General features: G+C 58.9%; 17 protein-coding genes and 1 tRNA gene. 15 read left to right on the top strand and 3 right to left on the bottom strand.

Annotated elements, in window-relative coordinates:
- Position 1 precedes the first annotated feature (1 nt).
- The 11 genes from HMPREF3130_RS06890 (at position 2) to HMPREF3130_RS06940 (ending at position 13,621) form a co-directional block, all read left to right on the top strand.
- On the top strand, positions 2–5,386 hold the full coding sequence (locus HMPREF3130_RS06890) for a tape measure protein (protein WP_070429613.1): 5,385 nt from the start codon (positions 2–4) through the stop codon (positions 5,384–5,386).
- Positions 5,386–6,513, top strand: a complete 1,128-nt coding sequence (locus HMPREF3130_RS06895; protein ID WP_070429614.1) for a phage tail family protein — start codon at positions 5,386–5,388, stop codon at positions 6,511–6,513. The genes HMPREF3130_RS06890 and HMPREF3130_RS06895 overlap by 1 nt, the downstream gene beginning before the upstream one ends.
- Before the next feature lie 3 nt (positions 6,514–6,516).
- The gene (locus HMPREF3130_RS06900) at positions 6,517–8,172 is read left to right on the top strand and encodes a Gp37-like protein (protein ID WP_065419890.1); all 1,656 of its coding nucleotides are present in this window, start codon (positions 6,517–6,519) and stop codon (positions 8,170–8,172) included.
- Entirely contained in the window at positions 8,173–8,544 is a 372-nt protein-coding gene (locus tag HMPREF3130_RS06905) for a phage gene 29 protein family protein (protein WP_048731083.1), read from the top strand.
- Complete coding sequence (locus HMPREF3130_RS06910) at positions 8,544–9,344, top strand: hypothetical protein (protein ID WP_048731081.1); 801 nt, start codon at positions 8,544–8,546, stop codon at positions 9,342–9,344. The genes HMPREF3130_RS06905 and HMPREF3130_RS06910 overlap by 1 nt, the downstream gene beginning before the upstream one ends.
- Positions 9,341–10,237, top strand: a complete 897-nt coding sequence (locus HMPREF3130_RS06915) for a hypothetical protein (RefSeq protein WP_070429615.1) — start codon at positions 9,341–9,343, stop codon at positions 10,235–10,237. The genes HMPREF3130_RS06910 and HMPREF3130_RS06915 overlap by 4 nt, the downstream gene beginning before the upstream one ends.
- Before the next feature lie 78 nt (positions 10,238–10,315).
- Positions 10,316–11,500: a hypothetical protein gene (locus tag HMPREF3130_RS11570; protein WP_070606480.1), complete on the top strand. Its 1,185-nt coding sequence runs from the start codon at positions 10,316–10,318 to the stop codon at positions 11,498–11,500.
- Between the two features lie 34 nt (positions 11,501–11,534).
- The gene (locus HMPREF3130_RS06925; protein ID WP_070429616.1) at positions 11,535–12,314 is read left to right on the top strand and encodes an N-acetylmuramoyl-L-alanine amidase; all 780 of its coding nucleotides are present in this window, start codon (positions 11,535–11,537) and stop codon (positions 12,312–12,314) included.
- Between the two features lie 113 nt (positions 12,315–12,427).
- Positions 12,428–12,793: a phage holin gene (locus tag HMPREF3130_RS06930; protein ID WP_053412701.1), complete on the top strand. Its 366-nt coding sequence runs from the start codon at positions 12,428–12,430 to the stop codon at positions 12,791–12,793.
- 11 nt (positions 12,794–12,804) lie between these two features.
- On the top strand, positions 12,805–13,245 hold the full coding sequence (locus HMPREF3130_RS06935) for a hypothetical protein (protein ID WP_070429617.1): 441 nt from the start codon (positions 12,805–12,807) through the stop codon (positions 13,243–13,245).
- Positions 13,217–13,621: a hypothetical protein gene (locus HMPREF3130_RS06940; protein WP_070429618.1), complete on the top strand. Its 405-nt coding sequence runs from the start codon at positions 13,217–13,219 to the stop codon at positions 13,619–13,621. The genes HMPREF3130_RS06935 and HMPREF3130_RS06940 overlap by 29 nt, the downstream gene beginning before the upstream one ends.
- A gap of 315 nt (positions 13,622–13,936) precedes the next feature.
- On the opposite strand, the gene HMPREF3130_RS06945 is transcribed toward HMPREF3130_RS06940, so the two are convergent.
- The 3 genes from HMPREF3130_RS06945 to HMPREF3130_RS06955 all read right to left on the bottom strand — a co-directional run bounded on the left by HMPREF3130_RS06945 (position 13,937) and on the right by HMPREF3130_RS06955 (position 15,840).
- Positions 13,937–14,010: transfer RNA gene (locus HMPREF3130_RS06945), tRNA-Leu, on the bottom strand.
- Positions 14,011–14,060: 50 nt separating this feature from the next.
- Positions 14,061–15,038 (bottom strand): DUF368 domain-containing protein, encoded by a 978-nt coding sequence (locus HMPREF3130_RS06950; RefSeq protein ID WP_049190011.1) that lies wholly within the window; start codon positions 15,036–15,038, stop codon positions 14,061–14,063.
- 211 nt (positions 15,039–15,249) lie between these two features.
- Positions 15,250–15,840 carry a TetR/AcrR family transcriptional regulator gene (locus HMPREF3130_RS06955; RefSeq protein ID WP_049190009.1) on the bottom strand — a complete coding sequence of 197 codons (591 nt, stop codon included), beginning with the start codon at positions 15,838–15,840 and terminating at the stop codon, positions 15,250–15,252.
- Between the two features lie 459 nt (positions 15,841–16,299).
- Here HMPREF3130_RS06955 and polA point away from each other — a divergent pair, with 459 nt between their 5' ends.
- The 4 genes from polA (at position 16,300) to HMPREF3130_RS06975 (ending at position 22,164) form a co-directional block, all read left to right on the top strand.
- Complete coding sequence (polA, locus tag HMPREF3130_RS06960) at positions 16,300–18,930, top strand: DNA polymerase I (protein WP_070429643.1); 2,631 nt, start codon at positions 16,300–16,302, stop codon at positions 18,928–18,930.
- A 282-nt stretch (positions 18,931–19,212) separates the two neighbouring features.
- Complete coding sequence (gene rpsA, locus HMPREF3130_RS06965; RefSeq protein ID WP_005510285.1) at positions 19,213–20,676, top strand: 30S ribosomal protein S1; 1,464 nt, start codon at positions 19,213–19,215, stop codon at positions 20,674–20,676.
- A gap of 73 nt (positions 20,677–20,749) precedes the next feature.
- Positions 20,750–20,959 carry a hypothetical protein gene (locus HMPREF3130_RS06970; protein WP_070429619.1) on the top strand — a complete coding sequence of 70 codons (210 nt, stop codon included), beginning with the start codon at positions 20,750–20,752 and terminating at the stop codon, positions 20,957–20,959.
- A gap of 83 nt (positions 20,960–21,042) precedes the next feature.
- Complete coding sequence (locus HMPREF3130_RS06975; protein WP_070429620.1) at positions 21,043–22,164, top strand: glutathione S-transferase family protein; 1,122 nt, start codon at positions 21,043–21,045, stop codon at positions 22,162–22,164.
- Positions 22,165–22,185 lie beyond the last annotated feature (21 nt).

Below are 22,185 nucleotides of genomic sequence, written 5' to 3' on the forward strand. Positions count from 1 at the left end.
CGTGGCAACAAATCTTGCGACCGCATACGTGGAGATCATTCCCTCGGCGAAGGGGATTGGTGCGGCTATTTCCCAGGAGTTGTCTGGCGTTGAGCCGAAGGCAACGTCTCATGGCTCGAAGATCGGCTCCAAGCTGTCTGCGGGTCTTAAGTCTGCGATGAAGAAGGGCGCGCTGGGCGCTGGCGCGGCTGCTGGCGCTACGTTGGGGCGTGCTCTGCAGAAGGGTTTTGGCCGCCTGAATGCTATCGAGCAGGCACGAGCTAAGTTGTCCACGCTTGCGGACAGCGCGGCTGATGTCGATGCGGCGATGGATAGCGTCACAAAGGCTGTGACAGGCACTGCGTTCGCTACATCGGAGGCTGCGGATGCCGCGGCTATGGCTATGGCAGCTGGCATTAAGCCAGGCAGGGAGATGACCGGTGTGCTCTCCACTATCGCCGATGCCGCCTCGTTTTCGAATAAGGAGTTTTCCGAGGTTGCGCCAATCTTCACCAAGGCCATCAATAAGGGCAAGGTGATGGGCGATACGCTCATGCAGCTGGAAGAAAACTCCATTCCAGCAACCCAGGCTTTGGCTCGCCATTTGGGTAAGACTGGCGAGGAAATCCAGGAAATGGCTTCCAAGGGGCAAATCAGCTTTAAGGATTTGCAGGAAGCGATGGATAAAACCATCGGCGGCCAGGCGCAGGCACAGGGCGAGACGTTCACTGGTGCGCTAAAGAATGTTGATGCCGCTTTGGGGCGTTTCGGCGAGACGCTGCTTGCGACGCCGTTCAAGATGGGGCCGCAGGTTTTCTCCGCGCTCGGCAAGTCAATCGATGACGTAAACACCAAAGTTAAGGCTGGTATTGAGTACTTGCAGACTGGTGTGGACACCGAGGGCTACATGTTTAAGGCGTTTGGCACCCGTGAGCAGGCCGATGAGGTCATGGCGATGCTCGATGACGTGCGCCAGAATTGGAGCGAGTTTCAAGCTGGCCTGCGTGGTGAGGACGCCTCCGGCCTGTTCGGGGCGCTAGGCGGCTCCCTGCGTGAGATTGGGCAGGCTGCTGCGGACATCATGCCGGCACTGATGGATGTCGGCATGTCGCTGGGTGAAGCCGGAATGACCGCCTCGATTGTGTCTATTACCGGCGCACTAGGTGTAGTAGCGCCGCTGCTTGCGGATGTGCTTGCGCCAATTCTGCAGACTGTCGGTGACCTGATGCGCGAGAACCAGGGCGTTGTGAACGCACTTGTCACCGCGTTTGTTGGTATGAAAGCCGTCAACGGAGTGCTTGGCCCGTTGGGTAAGGGAGCTTCCTCCCTGCGTAAGTTCGGAGGCACCGCAAAAACGGCTGCAGGATTATTAAAGCTTCCTGGCGGGGCTGCGCTGGTTTTCAAAGATGTGCTTGGTGGGCTCGGTGGAGCGATCACTAAAGTTGCCCCCAACGTCTCCAAGTTGGCAACGTCATTTGCCAAACTCGGCGGAGTTAAGAAAGCTGCTGCCGCATTCAAGAACTTTGGCAAGATCATTGGCGGCGATTTTATTGGTCTGATGAAGGACATGCCGCGCTACGCCGCATCTGCTGCGAAAGCTATTGGTGGCGGTTTAGTGCGAGGGCTCAAGCTTGCTGCTGGTGGCTTCAAGGCTCTCGGAGCAGTGATCTCAGCGAACCCGTTTGGCGCGGTCGTTGCAGTTATCGCAGCTGTTGTCGCTGGTCTGGTCTGGTTCTTTACCCAGACGGAGACCGGTAAGAAAATCTGGGCAGACTTCACTGAGTTCTTGGGCAGGGCCTGGGAGAGCATCAAAATCTGGGCGCAGGACACATGGCAGACGATTGTTGACGTGTGGAACGGTATTCCGGAGTGGTTCTCTGAGAAGTGGAACTCGGTTAAGGACACTGTTTCGCAGGCGTGGGAGGGCATTAAGACCGCTATCTCCAACGCCTGGAACGCCATCACTGAGTGGTTCGCGGCAGTGTGGGAGGCATACAAGGCGCAGGTTCAGGCGAACTGGGAGTTCGTCAAGAGCATCTTCAGCGCTGCCTGGGAAGGCATCAAGAACATTGTCATCCTCGCGTGGAATGGTATCCAGACGTTCTTCACTACCGCGTGGACTATCTTCACCTCGCTGGTGCAGACGGTGTGGAACGGCATTGTGCTGGTGTTCCAGACCGTGTGGAACGTCATCAAGACGGTTGTCACCACAGTGTGGAACGGTATCGCCGCGTTCTTCTCGGCAGCGTGGACAATGTTCACGTCCATCGTCACAACGGTGTGGAACACTATCCTCACTATCATCCAGGGCGTATGGGACGGTATTAAGAACGCTGTCACTACAATCTGGAATGCCATCTCGTCGTTCATTTCCGGCGCATGGTCGGCATTCACCGGGTTCGTGTCCTCCACCTGGGAGAACATCAAGAACCTAATCTCCAACGCCTGGGAAGCAATCAAGGCAACCACCCAGGCCGTATGGGAAGCCATTAAGACTGCTATCGCTAACGCGGTGCAGTCCATGGTGTCGAAGCTGCAGGAATTCGCGTCCTCGGTCAAGGCCAAGATTGATGAGGCGTGGAACCACGTCAAGCAGTTCCCGCAGAACATCCGCAACGCGTTCTCCAACGCTGGCTCCTGGCTCGTCAACGCTGGTAAGGCCATCATCCAAGGCCTCATCAACGGCATTAAGTCAATGGCCGGAACTGTCGGCAACGCTATCCGCAGTATCCTGCCTGGCGCTGTCCAAGGCCTCATTTCGCTCGGCGACGGCGGCATCGCCCTAGTCGACGGTGGTATCACCGCCTACGCCAACGGCGGCATCCGACGTTTGGAGCAGTACGCCAACGGCGGGCACCGCCGCGAAAAGCACGTCGCACAGATCGCAAACGCAGGTGACTGGCGACTATGGGCAGAACCAGAGACCGGCGGTGAGGCTTACATCCCACTTGCTCGGTCGAAGCGCGGGCGCTCCACCGCGATTCTCAACGATGTTGCCAAAATCTTCGGCCTGCAGCTGGTCGATAATGACGGCAACCGCGTTGATGCCACCACGCCTGGTGGTACGGGGCCGAAGGGCAGCGCAGTCCGCGCATTCGCCAACGGTGGTATCCGCACAGCAGCAGAAGTCCGCCGATTCGTCGAAGGCGACAACGTCGCCGGCGTACAGGCCGAACGCTCACTGCAAGGCGCACCATATGAAAACTTCCCAGGGCGTGACGGCGCGTGGGGTGACTGCTCCTACACCCAGGGCAACATCGCCGCGTTCATGCTCGGTCTGAACCCGTGGCCACGCAAATTCTCCACCAGCTCGCAGCTGTCATGGCTCCGGTCAAACGGGGCAAACATCGGCATGGGTCCAGAAGGCTCCTACCGCGTCGGCTGGTACGACAACGGCGGCGGACAATTCGGCCACACCTCCGGTACTCTGCCGGACGGAACCAACGTCGAAATGGGCGGAGGAAACGGCGGCGGAGCCATCGGCGGCGGCGCAGTCCCATGGAACCACCCACAATTCACACACCACGCATGGATCCCCGCGGCGCCGGGCTACACCGGTCCAACCGGTATGGATGATGCTGTGGCTGAGGTACCGGAGGTTGATTTCTCCGACACCACTGGCGGCTCGGCTACAGCCACCACGTCGACTACGGCGGCTACCGGTTCTGACCCGAACATGGTGCCACTGGACGACGATGTAGCGGCCAAGGCGGAGCAGGCCGGCATGGTCGACACCAGCACCACTGGTGAAGCAACCACCTGGTCTGACGCTATCGGCGATATGGCCAAGGCGTTCGTGTCTGGCCACATCAAGGACATCCTTGGTGTGTTCGGCATCCCGGACGAGATTCCGCCAATCATTGTTGCTGCCCGCAAAATGTTCGTTCAGGCCACCCAGGGTGACCCGGACGGGCAGAAGGCACAGCAGCAGATTGAGGACGCGGCGGACGCGCAGCTAGAAGCGCAGGACGCTGTAGTCGATGTTGAAGCCGAGCCAGTCGAGATTGATTCGGTTCCCACAGGCGCTATCGACGACAACGCCAGTGTCGCTGATGCAGCGATTGAGGCGAACCCCACCCCACCTCCGCCAGAGTGGGGTGAGGGATTTTTCGCCCACGAGATTGCCCGCGCTGCAATCGACCAGAATTTCCCTGGCGACGAAGCCCCGTTCGATGCCACACAAATTGCGCTCGCGACAGCGCTGGTTGAGTCCGGCGACCCGATGCTGATGTACGCGAACAACGCAGTTCCAGAGTCGCTTCAGTATCGTCATGACGCTGTTGGCTCCGACCATGATTCCGTTGGCCTGTTCCAGCAACGTGACAACGGCGCGTGGGGAACCGTAGCGCAGAGGATGAACCCCTACGACTCCGCGGTCATGTTCTACCGCGAACTGAAAAAGTTCGATTGGCAGAGCATGCAACCGGGCGACGCGGCGCAGAAGGTTCAGCGCTCTGCGTTCCCGGACCGCTATGCCACAAAGCTGGATAAAGCAGGCAATCTCGCGTTCGACACGGGCTATTTCGTATACGACCCAGAACGGAACCGAAACCTTCTCAAAAGCGCGCCGGGCTTTAAGAAGGGCGGCATGGTCTATGGCGGTAATGGCAAGAATCTAGATGATGTGCTCGCGTGGCTGTCGCAGGGTGAGATGGTCATTAACAGTGATTCTGTTGACGCTGACCCGGATATGGCGAAAACTCTCAACGACGCTGGCCCTGACGCGGTACGTGACCAGGTGTTGCGTGACGCGGTGGGTGGCGCACTGAATGCGGTGCCGGAGTTTAAGTTGTCCGGCAGCATGCGGGATATGTTGGCGCAGAACCTCTATGGTGCGTCCAATACGTTCTCGCAGTTGGCGTCGATGGGTGTTGCTGCCGGTTTCCAGCTGGCGGGCACTGGTGCTCGGTCGGCGTTGACGGCGGGTGCTGCCGGCGCTGACGTCGCTCTGGCTGGGGCTGGAATCACACCGTCGATGCTGGGCGTTCCAGGTCTGCCTACTCCGCCGAGTGTTGCTGGCATGGCCGGCATGGTGCCAATCGAGGGATTATTCGGTGTCGCCGGTGATGTGGCGTCGTGGTACACGGGCAAGGTCACATCCGGTATCGGCAACGCGCTGGCAGAAGCAACCCTCGGCGTGTACGACATCGGCGTCGGCCAAGTCGAAGAGGTCATGAACGCCTTCGGCATGAACCGACTGAACCCGGCGATGATCGCGGAGAACTCGGAACTCGCAGAACTACGCGGTGTTCTCGAGGATTCGGTTCAGACCCGGTTCAGCCCGGAAGCAGGCTACGGCACACAGCCGGTTGGTGACACGTACGTGTTCAACGCTAGTGATTTCGGCCAGATGCAGTCGCTGTATCGCCGTGAGAAGGCTAAGAAGGGGAAGGTAGGTGCCCGCTAATGCTGGCTGAGCAAGCAAATATCACCATTAGGGGAGTTGATGGAGTTGAGTGGCATATTCATGGGCCGCGGTCCATCGGCTCCCCAGTAAGGTTGCGCGAGGGCGCTGTCGGTGAACTTTTTGATGCGCCATTTTCCACGGTGTACAGGGGTGTTGCCGGCAAGCCCGGTAAATCGTTCCGTGGAATCAACTATGCGGAACGTAACGTTGTGCTGCGGCTCAACATCGCCGGGGATACCGGTGGGGATTGGGCGCGGGTGGATTCCCGTTTCCGCCGCTCCCTGTCTGCGGAGCGGGAGTTTCAGCTCATCTGCGACACGGAGTTGTCGGGACGCCGCTGGTTGAATGTTCGGCTAGCGGAAGCCCCGGAGGTGGAGAACAACCTTGACCCGCACGAGCAGGCGAATATGCAGATGCAGATTGTGGTGGTGGCTGCTAACCCGTTTTGGCAGTCTCAGCCGATTACGGACGAGTTCGTATTTGACGGCTCTAACTGGACGTCGGATAGCGTGACGGTAACGAATCCGGGTGATGTTCCTGCATGGCCGAAGTGGGTACTCACAGCGCCCGCAAAATATGGTTTGCCGGATATTGACCTGTCAACGCCGGTTGATAAGCGCCTGGACCGGTTCGTTTATCTGCCGTTCCAGCCACATGGCAGGGAAGTGCTGGTGGACACAGACCCGTTCGAGGAGATGATTACCACCAACGACGGGACACTGCTGTGGGCGCAGATGAACGGTCAGTTCTTCCAGAACCAGCTCCCGCCACACCTACCGCCGACACAGCTTCCCGTTTATGTTGACCCGTTTCCGCTGCTGCCGTTCGACCTGCCCACAACGTGGCGCATCTGGATTGGCGAGAAACTAGAAAAACTAGTCGACGCGATTGGGCTGTCGGAGTTCCTGGCGCTCACGCCGGAGGCCATTGCGGAGAAAATTACCGAGTGGATCAACGGCGTGAAGCCAGACTGGCTCGACCCGATTGTTCCTGACATTGCGGTTCAGTTGACATTTGATTTCGTTGCCCGCATTATCCGTGAAACCTACGGGCGTATCGGCAATATCGCGGGCGCGACTGCACAAATCATTGTGGAGCCGCAGCACACGAGACCGTGGGGAGGTTAGACGATGGCGGAGGCGAACTATGCTGCGCTTCAGCGGATTTATTCGTCGACGATGCAGGCCAGAAGGAAGCGGGATGACCTGCGCCGGAAGCCCCCGGCGGTGCATATCTATGACGGTGACTGGAAGTACCGTGGGCAGGTATTCGGTGAGCGCGATCTGTCGTTTGAGTGGAAGAAGAATGACACTGGCCCGGGCCACATCACTTTGCCGGCTGAGCATCATATTGCCCGGTGGGTAGCGGAGTACTGGAAGCGGGATAAGCAGAATGTGCATGTCCGTCTAGATAAGGACGGTGCTCGCTGGTGTGGCACGCTTTCGGATTGTGTGTCGGAGCAGGATGAGGACGGAGACCGTGTTGTCACCCTCAACTTCCTGCATGACTACGAGAAGCTGAAGCACATTGACCTGTGGCCTAACCCACTGACTCCTGCTGGGGTGCAGTTCCCGAAGGCGTGGGTCATGCCAGGCCCAGCAGCCTATGTGCTGAAACTGACCTTGTTCATGAACCTGTTTAGGCACTTCGGCAATCTGTGGCAGTTGCCGGATGACCCACTGGATTTCAAGTCATGGGTGCGTGGCCTGAACTACAAGGACTGGCCAATGCTAGTCAAACCCAGCTCGCTGCTCATGGATGATTCGCCGTGGTGCATAGTGTCCTCTCGTTTCAAAACGTTCGATGAGGTTGCTAAGCCCATTCTGGCGGATGGGCGGTTGATGGTGAAGCTGGACAGGTGGTTCACCGGAGACCCGCAGCCGTGGCCGGGCGCTGGGTTGAAGCGCGATGGCCAACTGATTGTCGACATCGTGGACAAGTCCGGTTGGTGGGAACAAACCAGCGTTGGTGGCACCATCGCTGGTGGCCTGGTGCGCACCGGCGTGGAGCTGGCTGAGAACCTGGTGGATGAAGCCCGCGTGCATCTACAGAAGTACGAGGACGCGGAGGAATACACCCTCGCAGGCTGGCTAGGTATCGCACCGAAACAACCATGGGTGGTCTACCGCACCAACGAGCCGTACAACACTGCGGCATCGACGCGGTTCACGTGGCAGCCCGCGACGGTAGGCCAGATTACGGTTGGTGGGCATTCGGCTCCGGGCATCAACGAAAGTATCAGCATTGCTACTAAGTTGGTGTTCAACATCCTCGGGTCGTTTATTCTGCAGCCGGGTCTGGGCTCCATCGTCGACGGCGCAGCCGCACCACTCTACGAGGATGTGCTGGGCGCTTTCATGAGCGTGAAAAACCCACTTCGAACCAGAAAACTCGGCTGGGACCACTACCTTGAGAACTTCGAGGACGGGGCAGATAAGGCCTACACGCTGTCCTCACTCATCGCGCTGCGCAGCGGGTTCTTTAAGACCCGTGAGCGCACCGCCCACACAATGAACATCCAAGACGGAGCGCCGTACCTGGTCGGCGATAACGGCCAAGGACACTTCTTCCTCGGCGACCGTGTTGGCGGGGAAATACCCGGCTCAAAGGAAGGCAGGGTGGTCGTTGAGCAAGTCAGCTCAATCGTGCTCACCCAGTCAGCCGAGCAACCGCACCAGTGGGAAATCACCACCGGCGACGAAGAAACAGATCAAGACCCAGTGGACTATCTACTGGGTCTTTCTCGTGATTTCTTCGCATCAATCAAGGAATTGGGGCTGATATAAATGTCGATTCCGACGCAGGATAACTGCGACCTAGACAATCCGCGCGAGATGTTCCTGTGGATGCTGGTCAACATTTCCAACTCCCAGGTACCACTGCTGTTCCCGCGCAAGGTGCTCGAGGATATCTCCGAGCAGATTTACCGCTGCGGTGGGCGCCTGCATTTGGACGAGCAACAGATTTACTACAAGCCACCGAAACCACCGGAGGACGGCAGCGTCTGGGATTCACTAGGCGGCGAATGGGTAAAAGCCGAGCAACCCGGCGTTCGACCCGAAGGCATGGAGCCAACCAGAGTGCAGGCCATGCTCGATGTACTCGATGACCAAGCAAAGCAAGAAATTAAGGCCGAGCTAGAAAGGCGGGGATTCTGATGGGCATTGCACCTGGTGGCAGCAATCCACGGCCGGAGGGCTCTTTGAACCCTTCGGGGCTACAGGAGTTGGCGTCGTATGACGAGGCGTTTGTCCGTCGGCAGGCGCTGACTGGTATCACTGCAGCAGCAGAGGAAGCCCGCAACGGATTCCTTCAGGGGCTGAAGAGTTCCATCATCAGCCCCCTCGTGAAGGCATTCACAGGCTCTGAAGGTGACCTACCGGATCTCACGACCGCTATCACCGACCAGCAGAGTAAAACGCAGAGCCTGTGGGACGAGCGTGGCCGTGGACATGTGTTTAGTTCAAAGAATTTGACGTACCGCGGCGACCAAACCGCAGGGACCCGCATGCAGATTCCCTTCACTGAGCAGGTCGGGCCTCTCATCGGTGTGGAAATCGACACGGACGGCGGGCTGGTGTTAAAGACTCCGGGTTCGTGGCTGATTACAGCCAAGTGCGGAGTGTCAGGCACGAATGCTCTGGGAGGGGACTGGCAGCGGGTGTGGCTGGAAGCCTACCGCGCTGACGGTTCACTGCTCGCTGAGTCGTGGGCTACCGGGTGGGCGGCGAAAGACCAGGCGACAGTGATGGACATTCTGCCGCTGGTGATTAGCCCGTATGAAGCCCAGGACGGCGTGACTATCAGGGTGTTCCAGGACGCAGGACGCTGGCGGTACCTGCTTGGAGGGCATGGTTACACGTTCCTCCTTGCCCAGAAACAGTCCAGTACTCGCGTGATGTCCAGCGTAGATCCGGGCGACCCGGGAGTCTTTGACCAAGAAGAAGGTGAATCATGACCATCCTTTATGGGACTTTCATCAATGAAGCCCGCGAGCGGTCGAGCGGCACTGTCACGGTTTCGTCTGTGGAGTCACGGCCATCGTATGAGGGCACGGAGATTGTCACCCGGGAGCTGCACAGGCAACGCCTCGAAGAGGGGACTTTTGAGACTCCGGAGCTTGACCCCGGTCGTATTCGGGTAGAGCTGGCGGTTTCTGGCGTGTATGAGGTGTGGGAGATTGATCTGCCGTTGTCTGGGCGGGTGAACCTGAAAGACCAGCTGGAAGCGAAGGTGGATTACTCGCCGGACGTGACTGGCCGTGTCGAGTCTGCACTAACGAAGATTGCTGAGGCGGAGCAGCGCATTGAGGCTACGGTCGCTGATACTGCTGACGCTATCGAGACCAGGCTGCAGGAGTCGATGTCCGCTCAGGTTGCTGCTGCGAAAGACGCTGCAGCGCGTGCCGAGGCCGCAGCCCAAAACACCGTAGTGGGCGCGCCGGAAACTGGGTGGGCACGCAACCAGCTATCTGACGATGTTCAATCTTCGCTGGCTAAGGCTGATGAGTCTGTGTCGGCGGCTGGCGTGGATGAGCGAGTGTCTAAGGCTGTGGAGCCTCTGGCGCAGTCAAGTAGCGTGGACGCACTTTCGAAGCGGGTCTCTGCCCTGGAAGGCGCGGATACGCCTGATTTTTCTGGGTACGCAACCCGCGAGTGGGCCACGGAGCAGATGAAGGCGAAGGCCGAACGGTCGGCGGTGACATCGTTGCAGCAGCTGGTGGAGAACCAGCGTCAGCAGATTCAAGCGCTTCAAGGTCAGGTAGCCGAGCTAGTTGCATCTGCTTCTGTGCGCCGCATTGAGCTGGGCACCGGCTCGGATGCCTCGACTTTGTACATCGAGGGGGCGTAGATGCCGCAGTTGAGTGACGCGAAAGCGGTTTCATTTGGTGGCAGGCCGGTTAAGGCTTTGTGGCTTGGTAGCCGGAAAGTGTGGCCGACTACCCCGGAGGTTGGCGACTGGCTGCTAGGGAATCAGGCCGTGCGGGCGTATTACCGCAACAATTTGCTCGATAAGAGCCTCGCAGATCCACCTAAGTCCGGGAAGACCAGCGTCACACTGTCTGTGCCGGATAGATCATTTGTTGAGTTCATGGTGTGCCTTGCTGACGGTGGCAGCGTCACATGGGCTGATGGTGGCCGGGTGGCGCTGAGAGTGTCGCGTCGTGGCCGTCAGGTGCGCGTGGAATCAACCGCAACTCGTGGTACTGTGACTGACTTTTCGTATACCTGCGAAGATGCCCCGTGGGTGTGGATGGGTGTGAAGTCATCTCGCCACTGGTACGGGTACTGGCTCGATTTGTTTGATGCTGATGGAAACAAGCTAGACGGGCGCGGTAACTCTCATGGTTTGAAGCTGCCCGAGCAGATGTTTAGTGGCGACCAGATGACGGTCAGTATTAACAGCTCGGCGTGTTACCCGTTGAACGGCCTGCACGGTGGAACGAAATTCCGCGAGCTACTTTCAAGCAACCGCATTGTTGACATCTTCACTATGTCCCAGTCGTGGAAGCGCCGCCACATGGACCCTGGTGGCACAACCATCGGTTATCTGGTCGGTGGCGGTCAGGGCGGTACAGGCGGCCAGGGAGGCCAAGGCGGCCAAGGCGGCCAGCACGGCATGGAGAAAGCGCAAGGCGCAACCGGGCGCCGGGGTGAAACCGGAGAGATGGGCGGGCCAGGTAGCCGCGGTTTATGCCTCGTCATTGACGGCATGCCTGAAAACGCCACATTGACCGTCGGCCAAGGCGGCGCCGGTGGAGCAGGCGGCGCCGGCGGCGCAGGAGGCGCAGGAGGCGGCGGATTTTGGTTCAGCCCTCGGCCCGGGTCAGCAGGTGAACGCGGTCTCCCAGGAAAACCAGGGGCAGCCGGAACCGAATCACAACTCGCGGAGTTCACCTCGACCAGTGGCCAACTACAGCCAACAGACACACCGAGCGCCGTACTCAAAGTCGGTGCCGGTGGTGTCGGAGGTGCCGGTGGCTCAGGAGGAGCAGGCGGCGCTGGCGGAGAGACTCAGGACACCAATGGATACCCCGGCAAACCAGGCTCCCAGGGAAGCACAGGCGGAACCGGCGGCGTCGGCGGCCTCGTCGTGGTCTACGACTGGAACTAAAAACCACCACAAAAAATAACCGTAAGGAGACATCATGGCTGATAACGCCGTTGATATTGACAAGCACCATCTGATTACATTCGGCAGGTCAACACCATTGCCGAAGAAACGAATCATAGTTCACACTACGGAGAACGCTCCGGGCACGTCCTCGCAGACAATCCTGGACTACCAGGTGCGCACGCGCACAGGTTCGTATCACCGACTCGTAGATGCGACTGGAAAAATTACGCTCGCCAATACGGATGATTGGCAAACGTGGTCAACGGGCAATAAGGGAAATGACATCGCGTTGCATGTGTCGTGTGTGGCGCAAGCGAAAATGACCCGCGAGCAATGGCTCGCCCAACCGAAAATGCTGGAAGGTGTCGCCAGGGGTATCGCGCATTGGTCGAAGAAGTACGGCATCCCGCTGGTGAAGCTCTCACGCCAGGAACTCGGCGCAGGCAAGCACGGTGTCGCCGGGCACCTCGAAGCACAGGTATGGGGCAACACCACACATTGGGATCCCGGCTACCACTTCCCATATGACGTGGTTCTGAAGCGGGCAAAGGAAATCAATGAGGGTAAATCAGCCCCGGCTGTGTCGGTTCCGCCTACACCGGCTCCGAAGGCTCCGATGACGTTGGATACCCCGTGTAAGTCACATGTTGCAGGCTCTAAGCATGTTGCGCCGTTGGCGGATTACATCATGTACATCGACCGTGGCGTGTATGAGGGGCGGCATCAGATTGACCAGGTTCTTGCTGCTACGGAACGCATCGAGAAGCAGAACGCGGAGATTCTGGCGTTGCTGAAAGAACAGAACAAGTAAGCACCCCACCGGGGTGCTTTTCTTTTACCCAAAACAACTCTGAAACAACGTCTACCAGCACAAACGCTAAACAGTTGTTCGGAGTTGTTTGAAACAACTAGGAGGAAACCATCATGGAAACCATTCGTAATTTCATCCCAGCGTCCGCTCGTGCCACCTGGTACGCGGTAGCGTCAGCGCTCGTCGCAGCGCTCGTGTCCTGGGGTGTCCTGGACGACACCGCAGCGCCAGCAATCACCGGCGTCATCATCGCAACCGTCACCCTTGTCTTCGCCCTGCTGCACTCTGACACGCCGTGGCGTCAGGCCGTCTACGGCCTCGCCGCAGCGCTCGGTGTCCTTGGCGTGTACCTCGGCTGGGGCAGCGAAGTGCAGATGGATGCGCTACTGGCGGTTATCGCCCCGGTTCTCGGCCTGGGAACCGCCGCAGCGACCACTAACCCTGGCGAGTATGTCGGTGAGCACCGGCTGGGCGAGTAGGAGCTGGCGCGGTGACGGAAAAACTGTTCAACCCGCGCCTGATCGCCACAGTCTGGGCAGTCTACGCTGCAGCCACCAGTTACGGCTACTACGGGCATTCGGTGACCGCGCTCACACCAGTTGAGGCGGCGCTGCCGGCCGGTAGTCCGGCGTTGGCATGGGCGGCCGCATCGCTGCTTCTGGCTATTGGTGCGGCTACCCCGCCGAAAGGGAAGTGGGCAGCCCTTGGCAGAGTCAGCAGAACCGCAGGCATTGCAATCTGCGGCGCGTTGCTGACAATGTGGGCGAGCTCGTATGCGATTGACGCGATCCACGACGGGTCACGAATGTGGGTGAGCGCGAAGAATTATCTGCTGTTGGCTATTACTGCGGCTGCGTCTGCCACAGTGATGGGGCGAAACCGCTCCCGTGGGGAGGTTGCGTATGGAGATCAACTGGGGAAGTCTCATTAATTCGATTCCGGGTGCTGTGGTTGGCATTATCGTGGCGTGGATTGGCTGGAAGGGCCGTAAAGAAGAGTCTTCGGTGACGTTCAACGGAACGCTGCTGCAGAGCCAGGACAATCGGATTAAGAAGCTTGAGGACCGGCTCGATAGTGTCGAGAGTCGCCTGCGGGACACGGAGGCGATGCTTCGTGTGGAGGAGGACCGGACGCATTTGCTTCGCCGTGGTCTCACGGATGCGATTGATTGGCTACGCGAGTTCATTGATTGGGCGCGTTGTGGTGCGGAGGGTGCCGCACCGCAGCCGGATTTGGCGAGACTAACCGGGATCGTGGGGGATTCGCAGGCGTTGCCGACAGCCCGGAATCCACCGACCGAGACTTAAATCAAGAATCTTTGCCCCGCTGGTTTGAGTTGTTCGGGATTTCCGAACGGTTCGCCAGCGGGGCGTTTTTTTTCATGCCTACAGGGCGGGTTGGGGCAACGATACTGTTTTCGAAAAGTGCGATTTCACAGCCGAACTCTTGGGATTGTGAATCCTGCTGCTTTACGGCGCAATTGTGTGGTGCGTTCGTGGTGCATTTTTGGTGCAAAATACCCGTGAAAGTGCGTGAAAAAGAGTGAAAGATAGTGAATACTCAGACAAGTAAAACCCGCTCCCACCAGGCTAAAAGCCTAGTGAAAGCGGGTTTTAAAATCGTGCCCCCGGTGAGACTCGAACTCACACTGGACGGGTTTTGAATCCGTTGCCTCTGCCAATTGGGCTACAGGGGCGCAAAGCCGTCGATAAGCGAAAATGCTCTATCGAAGCGACTTTGACTAGTTTAGTCCATCGACCCCGAATTAGAAAAACGGCGCTGCGCATAAGCGACGACGCTGACGATTGCGGCGCCGAGAATGAACAGTCCGAGGGCGAGTCCCCAGTCGGAGCCGATGCCCTGGAGCTCGTTGTTTTCGGTCTGCCACGGCCAGAGAGCGCGCAGTGAACCGAGCATGAGGCCGGACATGGCGACCAACGTGAGCGCCTGGTGCGTACTCAGCAGCCATTCGAGGAGGCGGATGAACAGGACGATGCCAATCAGCGCGCCGACGAAGAACGTGCCGATGTAGGCGAAGTCACGGTCGTGAATTGCGCCCATGGTCGGTGCGTAGAGTCCGATGACCAGCAGGAAGAAAGAGCCCGAAACGCCCGGCAGAACCAGTGCGCACACGGCAATCGAGGCGGCGATGAGTACGAGCCAGAGAGGCGGCTGCGTCGGTGCGGCCTGGGGGAGGGAGGTCAGCGCGAACAGGGCGATGCTGAAGAACAGGAAGACTGCGATGGCCTTGCCGCGCATGCCCGGCTGACGCAGAGCGCCTGGCTGTAGCTCGTTCAGCGGCATGGTGATCGAGGCGGCGATCATGCCCATGAACAGTGCTCGGGAAGCGACTGGTTGGTTGGTGACGAAGTTCTCCATGATGCCTGCCATGGAGAAGACCACGGCAACCATGCCGATAGCCACCGGGATGAGCAGCCACCAGTCGATTCTGCGAAGGTCCTCCTTGAAGGTGCCCTTCGAAGTTGCCCGCGGCAGGTCGGTGATGCGCTTTGCCGATTCAATCAGGCGTCCGTAGATGCCCGTGATCAGCGCAAGGGTGCCGCCGGAGACCCCCGGAATCGTCTCGGCGAGACCAATGAGGCCACCGCGAACTGCGTTGGCGATGACACCCAGCGGGGTCGGCTTCGGGATTTCAGAGTAGGGGCTCGTGGTCGGCAGCGTGGTCGACTCTGCGCCAGGAGCGCTCGTATTTTCAGTAGACATCGCAGGCCATTGTATGTCTTCCACCTGAGAAGAAGCGTATTTCCGTGTGTGTATTAGTAGCTTCGGGGTGCGATTAAAGACACAAAACAAAAAAGCAGCGCCTGGGGTGGCGCTGCTGATTCAGTGAGTTACGCAGGAGTAGTCGGTGGCAGTGGGGGGGGGGGCAGTAGGCGGTGGGCAGTGGAGCTGCTTTCTTAGCCGTGCTCGGTTCTTAGCCGTGTTCGATGATTTGCTGCAGGCAGCTGCCCAGGGCCTCAACCGAAATCCTCGGCGCGTTGGCCTCATCGATTAGGCCGGTGTCGGAAAGAACTAGGTATCCGACGCAGAGGGAAATAGCCATCTGGCTGCGGTGCACAGCAGTGTCGTAGCTAACGTCTTCCGGTCCGTCCGCTTCGACGCGGCGAATTAGGTCATCTGCAACAGCTTCATTGAACCGCTCGGCAATGACTTTTGCGGTTTCCTCGGAGTCGAGGGATCCGACAATCAGTGGAATCATGGACTGTCCGGCCATTCCTTGACCAGTCAAAATAGCGCTGGCCATCCGCTGGCCAAGTTCATTGAAGGGAGCTCGGCTGAGTGTGCCTTTGAACTGGCTGAAGTCAATCAGTTCGGCCATGAGACCTTCTTTGGAGCCGAAGTACTTGATGATGAGCGGCGCGCTAACGCCCGCATCGCTGGCAATTTCCTTCAGCGGCACGCTTCGCAAAGGCTTGCGCGCGAAGTGCCGAGCTGCAGCCGCGATGATGCGCTCGCGGGTGGACTGGGCGCTCCGTTGGAAATCGGTCGAATCGAACTCACTCATGCTGAAGAGTCTAAAGCCATGAAAGCGTAACTACGCCAATTGATTTCAGAGGCATGCGCAGGACGTGGTGATATGTTTTCGCGGCCACCTCAAAGAGGGGGTAATTTCTAGGTGCCTCATTTGGGGCAGGTTCCGTGCATGCTGTTGAACAATCGCTGGAAAATATGGAAAAACTCCAGGAAAATAAGGCGAATATTAAAGTTGGATTACAGCATTTCGGAAACTGAAACCAGGTGCCAAGCGACGCTCGAGAGGCTCACTCTTGCGAATCACTGTTCAGGTGGACTAAGGGGCTGCTGAATCCGTTTCAAAATGCAGCCTGATTACCGTAATTATTGTTCACTGAAGCTGACCGGCCAACAGCTCATCCTCCGCAGCTCGCGATTCCTCAGCGCGCATCTCAGTTTTCCTACGCTGTTCAATATTTTCCTACACTGGGATGTCATGAAGAAGACCCTCATGCTTATCGACGGTCATTCCATGGCCTTCCGCGCGTTCTTTGCCCTTCCGGTGGATAATTTCTCAACCACCGGTGGTCAGACAACGAACGCGGTGTACGGCTTCCTTTCTATGCTGTCCAATATCCTCAGCGAGGAAAAGCCCACGCACGTGGCGGTCGCCTTCGACGTCGCCCGCGAGACGTTCCGCAACGAGATCTTCCCGGAGTATAAGGCTCAGCGTGAGAAGACTCCTGAGGAATTCCGTGGTCAGGTGCCGCTTATTCAGCAGGTGCTGAAAGAGATGGGCATCGTCACGCTGGAAAAGGACAACTACGAGGCCGACGACATTATCGCGACGTTGGCTACCCAAGCCAAGCCCGAGGGTTTCGAAACGCTCATCGTCACTGGTGACCGTGACTCGTTCCAGTTGGTCAACGACACCACGACGGTGCTTTATCCAATGCGCGGCGTCACCACGCTGCATCGCTTCACGCCTGCTGCTATCGAGAAGAAGTACGGTCTGACGCCAACTCAGTACCCGGACTTCGCGGCTCTCCGTGGCGACCCCTCTGACAATCTCCCGGGCATTCCGGGTGTCGGGGAGAAGACCGCGACGAAGTGGATCGTTCAGTACGGCACGCTGGCAAACCTCATCGACCACGCTGACGAAATCCGCGGCAAAGTCGGCGATAACTTCCGCGAGCGCGTCGCAAACGTCCAGCTGAACCGCGACATCACCGAAATGGTCAAGGACCTGCCCTTGCCGTATGGTCCGAACGAGCTCGAGCTCCGTCCCGCCGGCGCCCAGGGCATCATCGACTTCTTCGACCGCCTTGAATTCGGCGACAACCTTCGCGAACGCGTCTTCCGCACCCTTTCCATCGAAGGCGCGGGCGTCACCGCCTCCACCAGCGACAGTGCGACAAAGCTCGAGGCTGTTTCGCTTGACGACGGCGCCCTGGCTGCCTGGCTCGATAATCTGCACGAGCCGGCCGCGTTGCAGGTCGGGGAGCACACCCTGATGATTGGCTCCGCAGATGAGAAGGGCAGGACCCCCGGCCAGGCTGTTTCTCGCGACTTGGGTGATCTTTCCGCCGAAGATGCCGACGCACTGCGCGAGTGGCTCGCTGGCGACCATCCGAAGCTGGTGCATGACTCTAAAACGGCCATGCATGCACTCTGGAACTACGACTTCGAGCTGGCCGGGGTCATCCACGACACCTTCCTGGCTGCGTATCTGCTGCGCCCAAGCCAGCGCAGCTACAGCTTGGACAACGTCGTCCAGCGTCACCTGGGCCAGACTCTTTCGCAGGCCGATGGCCAAATGACCCTGCTCGATGGCCCGGCCGAAGACGCTTCCTATGTCGCCGCCGTCATCGACCTGGCTGAGCGATTGGCTGTCGAACTCGACGAGGCCGGGCTCTACAGCGTGTACGCCGACCTGGAAGTCCCGCTCGCCCCAGTGCTGGGTCGGATGGAGCGTGCCGGTATCGCTGTCGATGTTGATGCGCTCGAGGAGCTCCGAAAGCAGGCGCAGGCGGCTACCGATGAAGCGGAGAGTGAGGCTCGCAACCTCGTCGATAAGCCTGAGTTGAATCTCGGATCGCCGAAGCAGTTGCAAGAGGTCCTGTTTGACCAGCTGGGGATGCCCAGGACAAAGAAGACGAAGACTGGCTATTCCACGGCGGCGAAGGAGATTGAGGGGCTGGCGAAGGTCAACCCGCATCCGTTCCTGGATTACCTGCTGAAGTTTCGCGAGTCGCAGAAGATGAAGTCGACCGTGGAGGGGCTGATTAAGGCTGTCGCTGATGATGGCCGTATTCATACGACTTTTAATCAGACGGTCGCGGCGACGGGGCGTCTGTCGTCGACGGAGCCGAATCTGCAGAACATCCCGGTGCGCACGGAGTTCGGGCGACGGATTCGTGAGGCGTTCGTGGTCGGCGATGGCTATGAGCAGCTGATCACCGCGGACTACTCGCAGATTGAGATGCGCGTGATGGCGCACCTGTCGCAGGATCCGGGGCTGATTGAGGCCTACCGACAGGGCGAGGACCTGCACAACTACGTTGGTTCGAAGGTTTTCGGTGTCGGCATCGATGAGGTTACGCCCGAGCTGCGTCGTCGTGTGAAGGCGATGAGTTACGGTCTGGCTTATGGTCTGAGTGCTTTTGGTCTGGCGCAGCAGCTCGACATTCCGCAGCGCGAGGCGAAGAAGCTCATGGAGGACTACTTCGAGCGCTTCGGCGGCGTGCGCGATTACCTGCACAAGGTTGTTGAGCGGGCGCGCAAGGACGGCTTTACGGCCACGATGTTCGATCGTCGTCGCTACCTGCCGGAACTCAACGCCGACAACCGCATCGCTCGCGATAACGCGGAACGTGCGGCATTGAACTCGCCGATTCAGGGGTCGGCGGCAGACATTATTAAGATTGCGATGCTCCGGGTCGACGATGCTTTACGACGGGGCGGGTTGCGCTCACGTGTCCTCCTGCAGGTTCATGACGAACTGGTTGTTGAAGTTGCAGATGGGGAAGAGGGAGCCATCAAGGAGCTGTTGCATCGCGAGATGGACTCGGCGGCTGAATTGCTGGTGCCGTTGGATGTTTCCATCGGTGCTGGTGTGAACTGGGATACTGCTGCGCATTAGTGGTGCGAAGGTCGGGCCGTAGTGCTGGTCGGCGGACTTGATGCGGGCTTGCCGCGGATGTGTTGCGGACTTGAATGTCGCAGCTCAAATCGGTATTGTTCGCTAGGTATGCATTAGCGTGCCGACTTTGCAGCCTCGAGCTTCATGGACATCGGGTTAACTAATTGCCAATGGTGAGATTCGCCGAAAGCGGATTTGGCCCGGTTGTCCAGGGGTTTCTTTGAGGGGCAAGGCCGAAATTGTCCGTTTTTCGATTTCTATCCGCTTCGGAGCACATCTTATATGTCCACTTCTAACGTCCCTCAGGTTGCCATCAACGACATTGGCACCGCTGAGGATTTCCTGGCCGCTGTCGACTCGACGATGAAGTACTTCAACGATGGTGACATCGTTGAAGGCACCGTCGTTAAGGTTGACCGCGACGAGGTTCTTCTCGACATCGGCTACAAGACTGAAGGTGTCATTCCTTCCCGCGAACTGTCCATCAAGCACGATGTCGACCCTGACGAAGTGGTCGAAGTTGGCGATGAGATCGACGCGCTGGTCCTGACCAAGGAAGACAAGGAAGGCCGCCTCATCCTGTCCAAGAAGCGCGCTCAGTACGAGCGTGCTTGGGGCACCATCGAGCAGCTCAAGGAGAACGACGAACCGGTTACCGGTACCGTCATCGAGGTCGTCAAGGGCGGCCTGATCCTCGACATCGGCCTGCGCGGCTTCCTGCCGGCTTCCCTCGTCGAGATGCGTCGTGTCCGCGACCTCCAGCCGTACATCGGCCAGGAGATCGAGGCCAAGATCATCGAGCTCGACAAGAACCGCAACAACGTCGTTCTGTCCCGCCGTGCATGGCTCGAGCAGACCCAGTCTGAGGTTCGCTCTGAGTTCCTGCACCAGCTGCAGAAGGGCCAGGTCCGCAAGGGTGTCGTTTCCTCCATCGTCAACTTCGGCGCATTCGTCGATCTCGGCGGTGTTGACGGCCTGGTTCACGTTTCCGAGCTGTCCTGGAAGCACATCGACCACCCGTCCGAGGTCGTCCAGGTTGGCGACGAGGTCACCGTCGAGGTTCTCGAGGTCGACCTGAACCGCGAGCGCGTTTCCCTGTCCCTGAAGGCTACTCAGGAAGATCCGTGGCGCGTCTTCGCCCGCACTCACGCAATCGGCCAGATTGTTCCGGGCAAGGTCACCAAGCTGGTTCCGTTCGGTGCGTTCGTCCGCGTCGAGGAGGGCATCGAGGGCCTGGTTCACATCTCCGAGCTGGCTTCCCGCCACATCGACGTTCCGGACCAGATTGTCTCCGTCGACGAGCAGGTCATGGTCAAGGTCATCGACATCGACCTCGAGCGTCGTCGTATCTCCCTGTCCCTCAAGCAGGCTGACGAGGACTTCACCGAAGAGTTCGACCCGACCAAGTACGGCATGGGCGACTCCTACGACGAGCAGGGCAACTACATCTTCCCGGAGGGCTTCGACCCGGAGACCAACGAGTGGATGGAGGGCTTCGAGACTCAGCGCGCCGAGTGGGAGGCTCGCTACGCAGAGGCAGAGCGTCACCACCAGCTGCACGCTGCCCAGATCGAGCGTCACCGCGCTGCAGCTGCCGAGGCTGCAGAGACCGCTTCGAACTACTCTTCCGAGTCCGGCGAGGCAGCCCCGGCTGCTCCGGCCGCACCGGCTGCAGACAACGCAGGCGGCACCCTGGCTTCCGACGAGCAGCTCGCTGCTCTGCGCGAGAAGCTGGCTGGCAACTAAGCTAGGCCGCTAAGGGCTTACACGTCCCTTTGAGAAATCGCCCCGGCGAGGTTTTCCTCGCTGGGGCTTTTTCGTGCCTTCTTTGCTTTACGACGGGCACCTGCTCGGCCTTGTTCTTATAGCGGCGGCTTGGGGGCTTGCTGCATTTTTGGTCCTGGTGTTGGGGCTTTGGGCCATAAAGGTGGCGCCGCTGTTGCCTAAAGCGGGCTTGCGCTTCACCAGAAGTGGCTTGCTGCACAGTAACGGGCTGCTGGCGAAGCGCAAGCCGTCCTATTGGCCCTAAGGGCCCTAATGTCCTGGTGGCCTTGTCGATTTTGGTGGCTCTGGCTGCCCTTACTGCCGTTGACAGCCCGTCTCTCTACCCATATGATTGGTGACATGACAACAAAGGACGAAGCCAAACAGGTAGATAACGCTAATCACGTAGAGGATTCCTCCCACTCCACAGGCGGTGTGTACTCGCAGGAGGGTAAGGACTTTAACCGCGACACCCGCTATATCAACGACCGCATTGTTAAGAACGGTCGCGAGGTAGGCGACGGAATTAAGACGTGGCCCGTTGAAGCCGGTCACTACCGCCTCATCGCGGCTCGCGCGTGCCCATGGGCGCATCGCACGCTTATCGTTCGCAGGCTGCTCGGCCTGGAAGATGCAATTTCAGTCGGAATTCCAGGGCCAGTTCACGATGCCCGCTCCTGGACATTCGACAAGGGACCAGGTGGCCGTGACGAAGTACTAGGCTACGAACGCCTCCAGGAGGCATTCCTCAAGCGTTTCCCGGACTACCAGCGTGGCATTACTGTTCCGGCCATCGTCGAGATCGAGTCGGGCGAGGTCGTGACCAATGACTTCCCCTGGATTACCTTGGACTTCATTACCGAGTGGACCGAGTTCCACCGCGAAGGCGCCCCGAATCTTTACCCGGTGGAGATGCGCGAGGAAATGGATGAGCTCATGCAGTTCATCTACACCGAGATCAACAACGGCGTCTATCGCTGCGGTTTCGCAGGCTCGCAGGAGTCCTACGACAAGGCCTACGACCGACTGTTCAGTGCCCTAGACAAGGTTTCTGAGCGCTTAGAGACCCGCCGTTACCTCATGGGCGACCACATCACTGAGGCCGACATTCGCCTTTACACGACCCTGATCCGCTTCGATGCCGTCTACCACGGCCACTTCAAGTGCAACCGGAGCAAGATCTCCGAGATGCCGGTTCTTTACAACTACCTGCGTGATCTCTTCCAAACTCCGGGCTTCGGCGACACCACTGACTTCGTCGATATCAAGCGCCATTACTACGAGGTCCACCGCGATCTCAATCCTTTAGGGATTGTCCCGAAGGGCCCGGAGCTCTCCGGCCTGCTCCAGCCGCACGGCCGTGAGGCCCTTGGTGGCAGCCCATTCGGTGACGGCACCGCCCCGGCCCCAGTCAACCCAGATCCCGTTGAAGAGGGTCACCGCATCGAGGATCTCGTCGTAAAGCACTAACGTGCGGGGGCGTGTCCACGT

It is taken from the genome of Corynebacterium sp. HMSC14B06 (assembly GCF_001807075.1).
GTDB classification, from domain to species: domain Bacteria; phylum Actinomycetota; class Actinomycetes; order Mycobacteriales; family Mycobacteriaceae; genus Corynebacterium; species Corynebacterium jeikeium_D.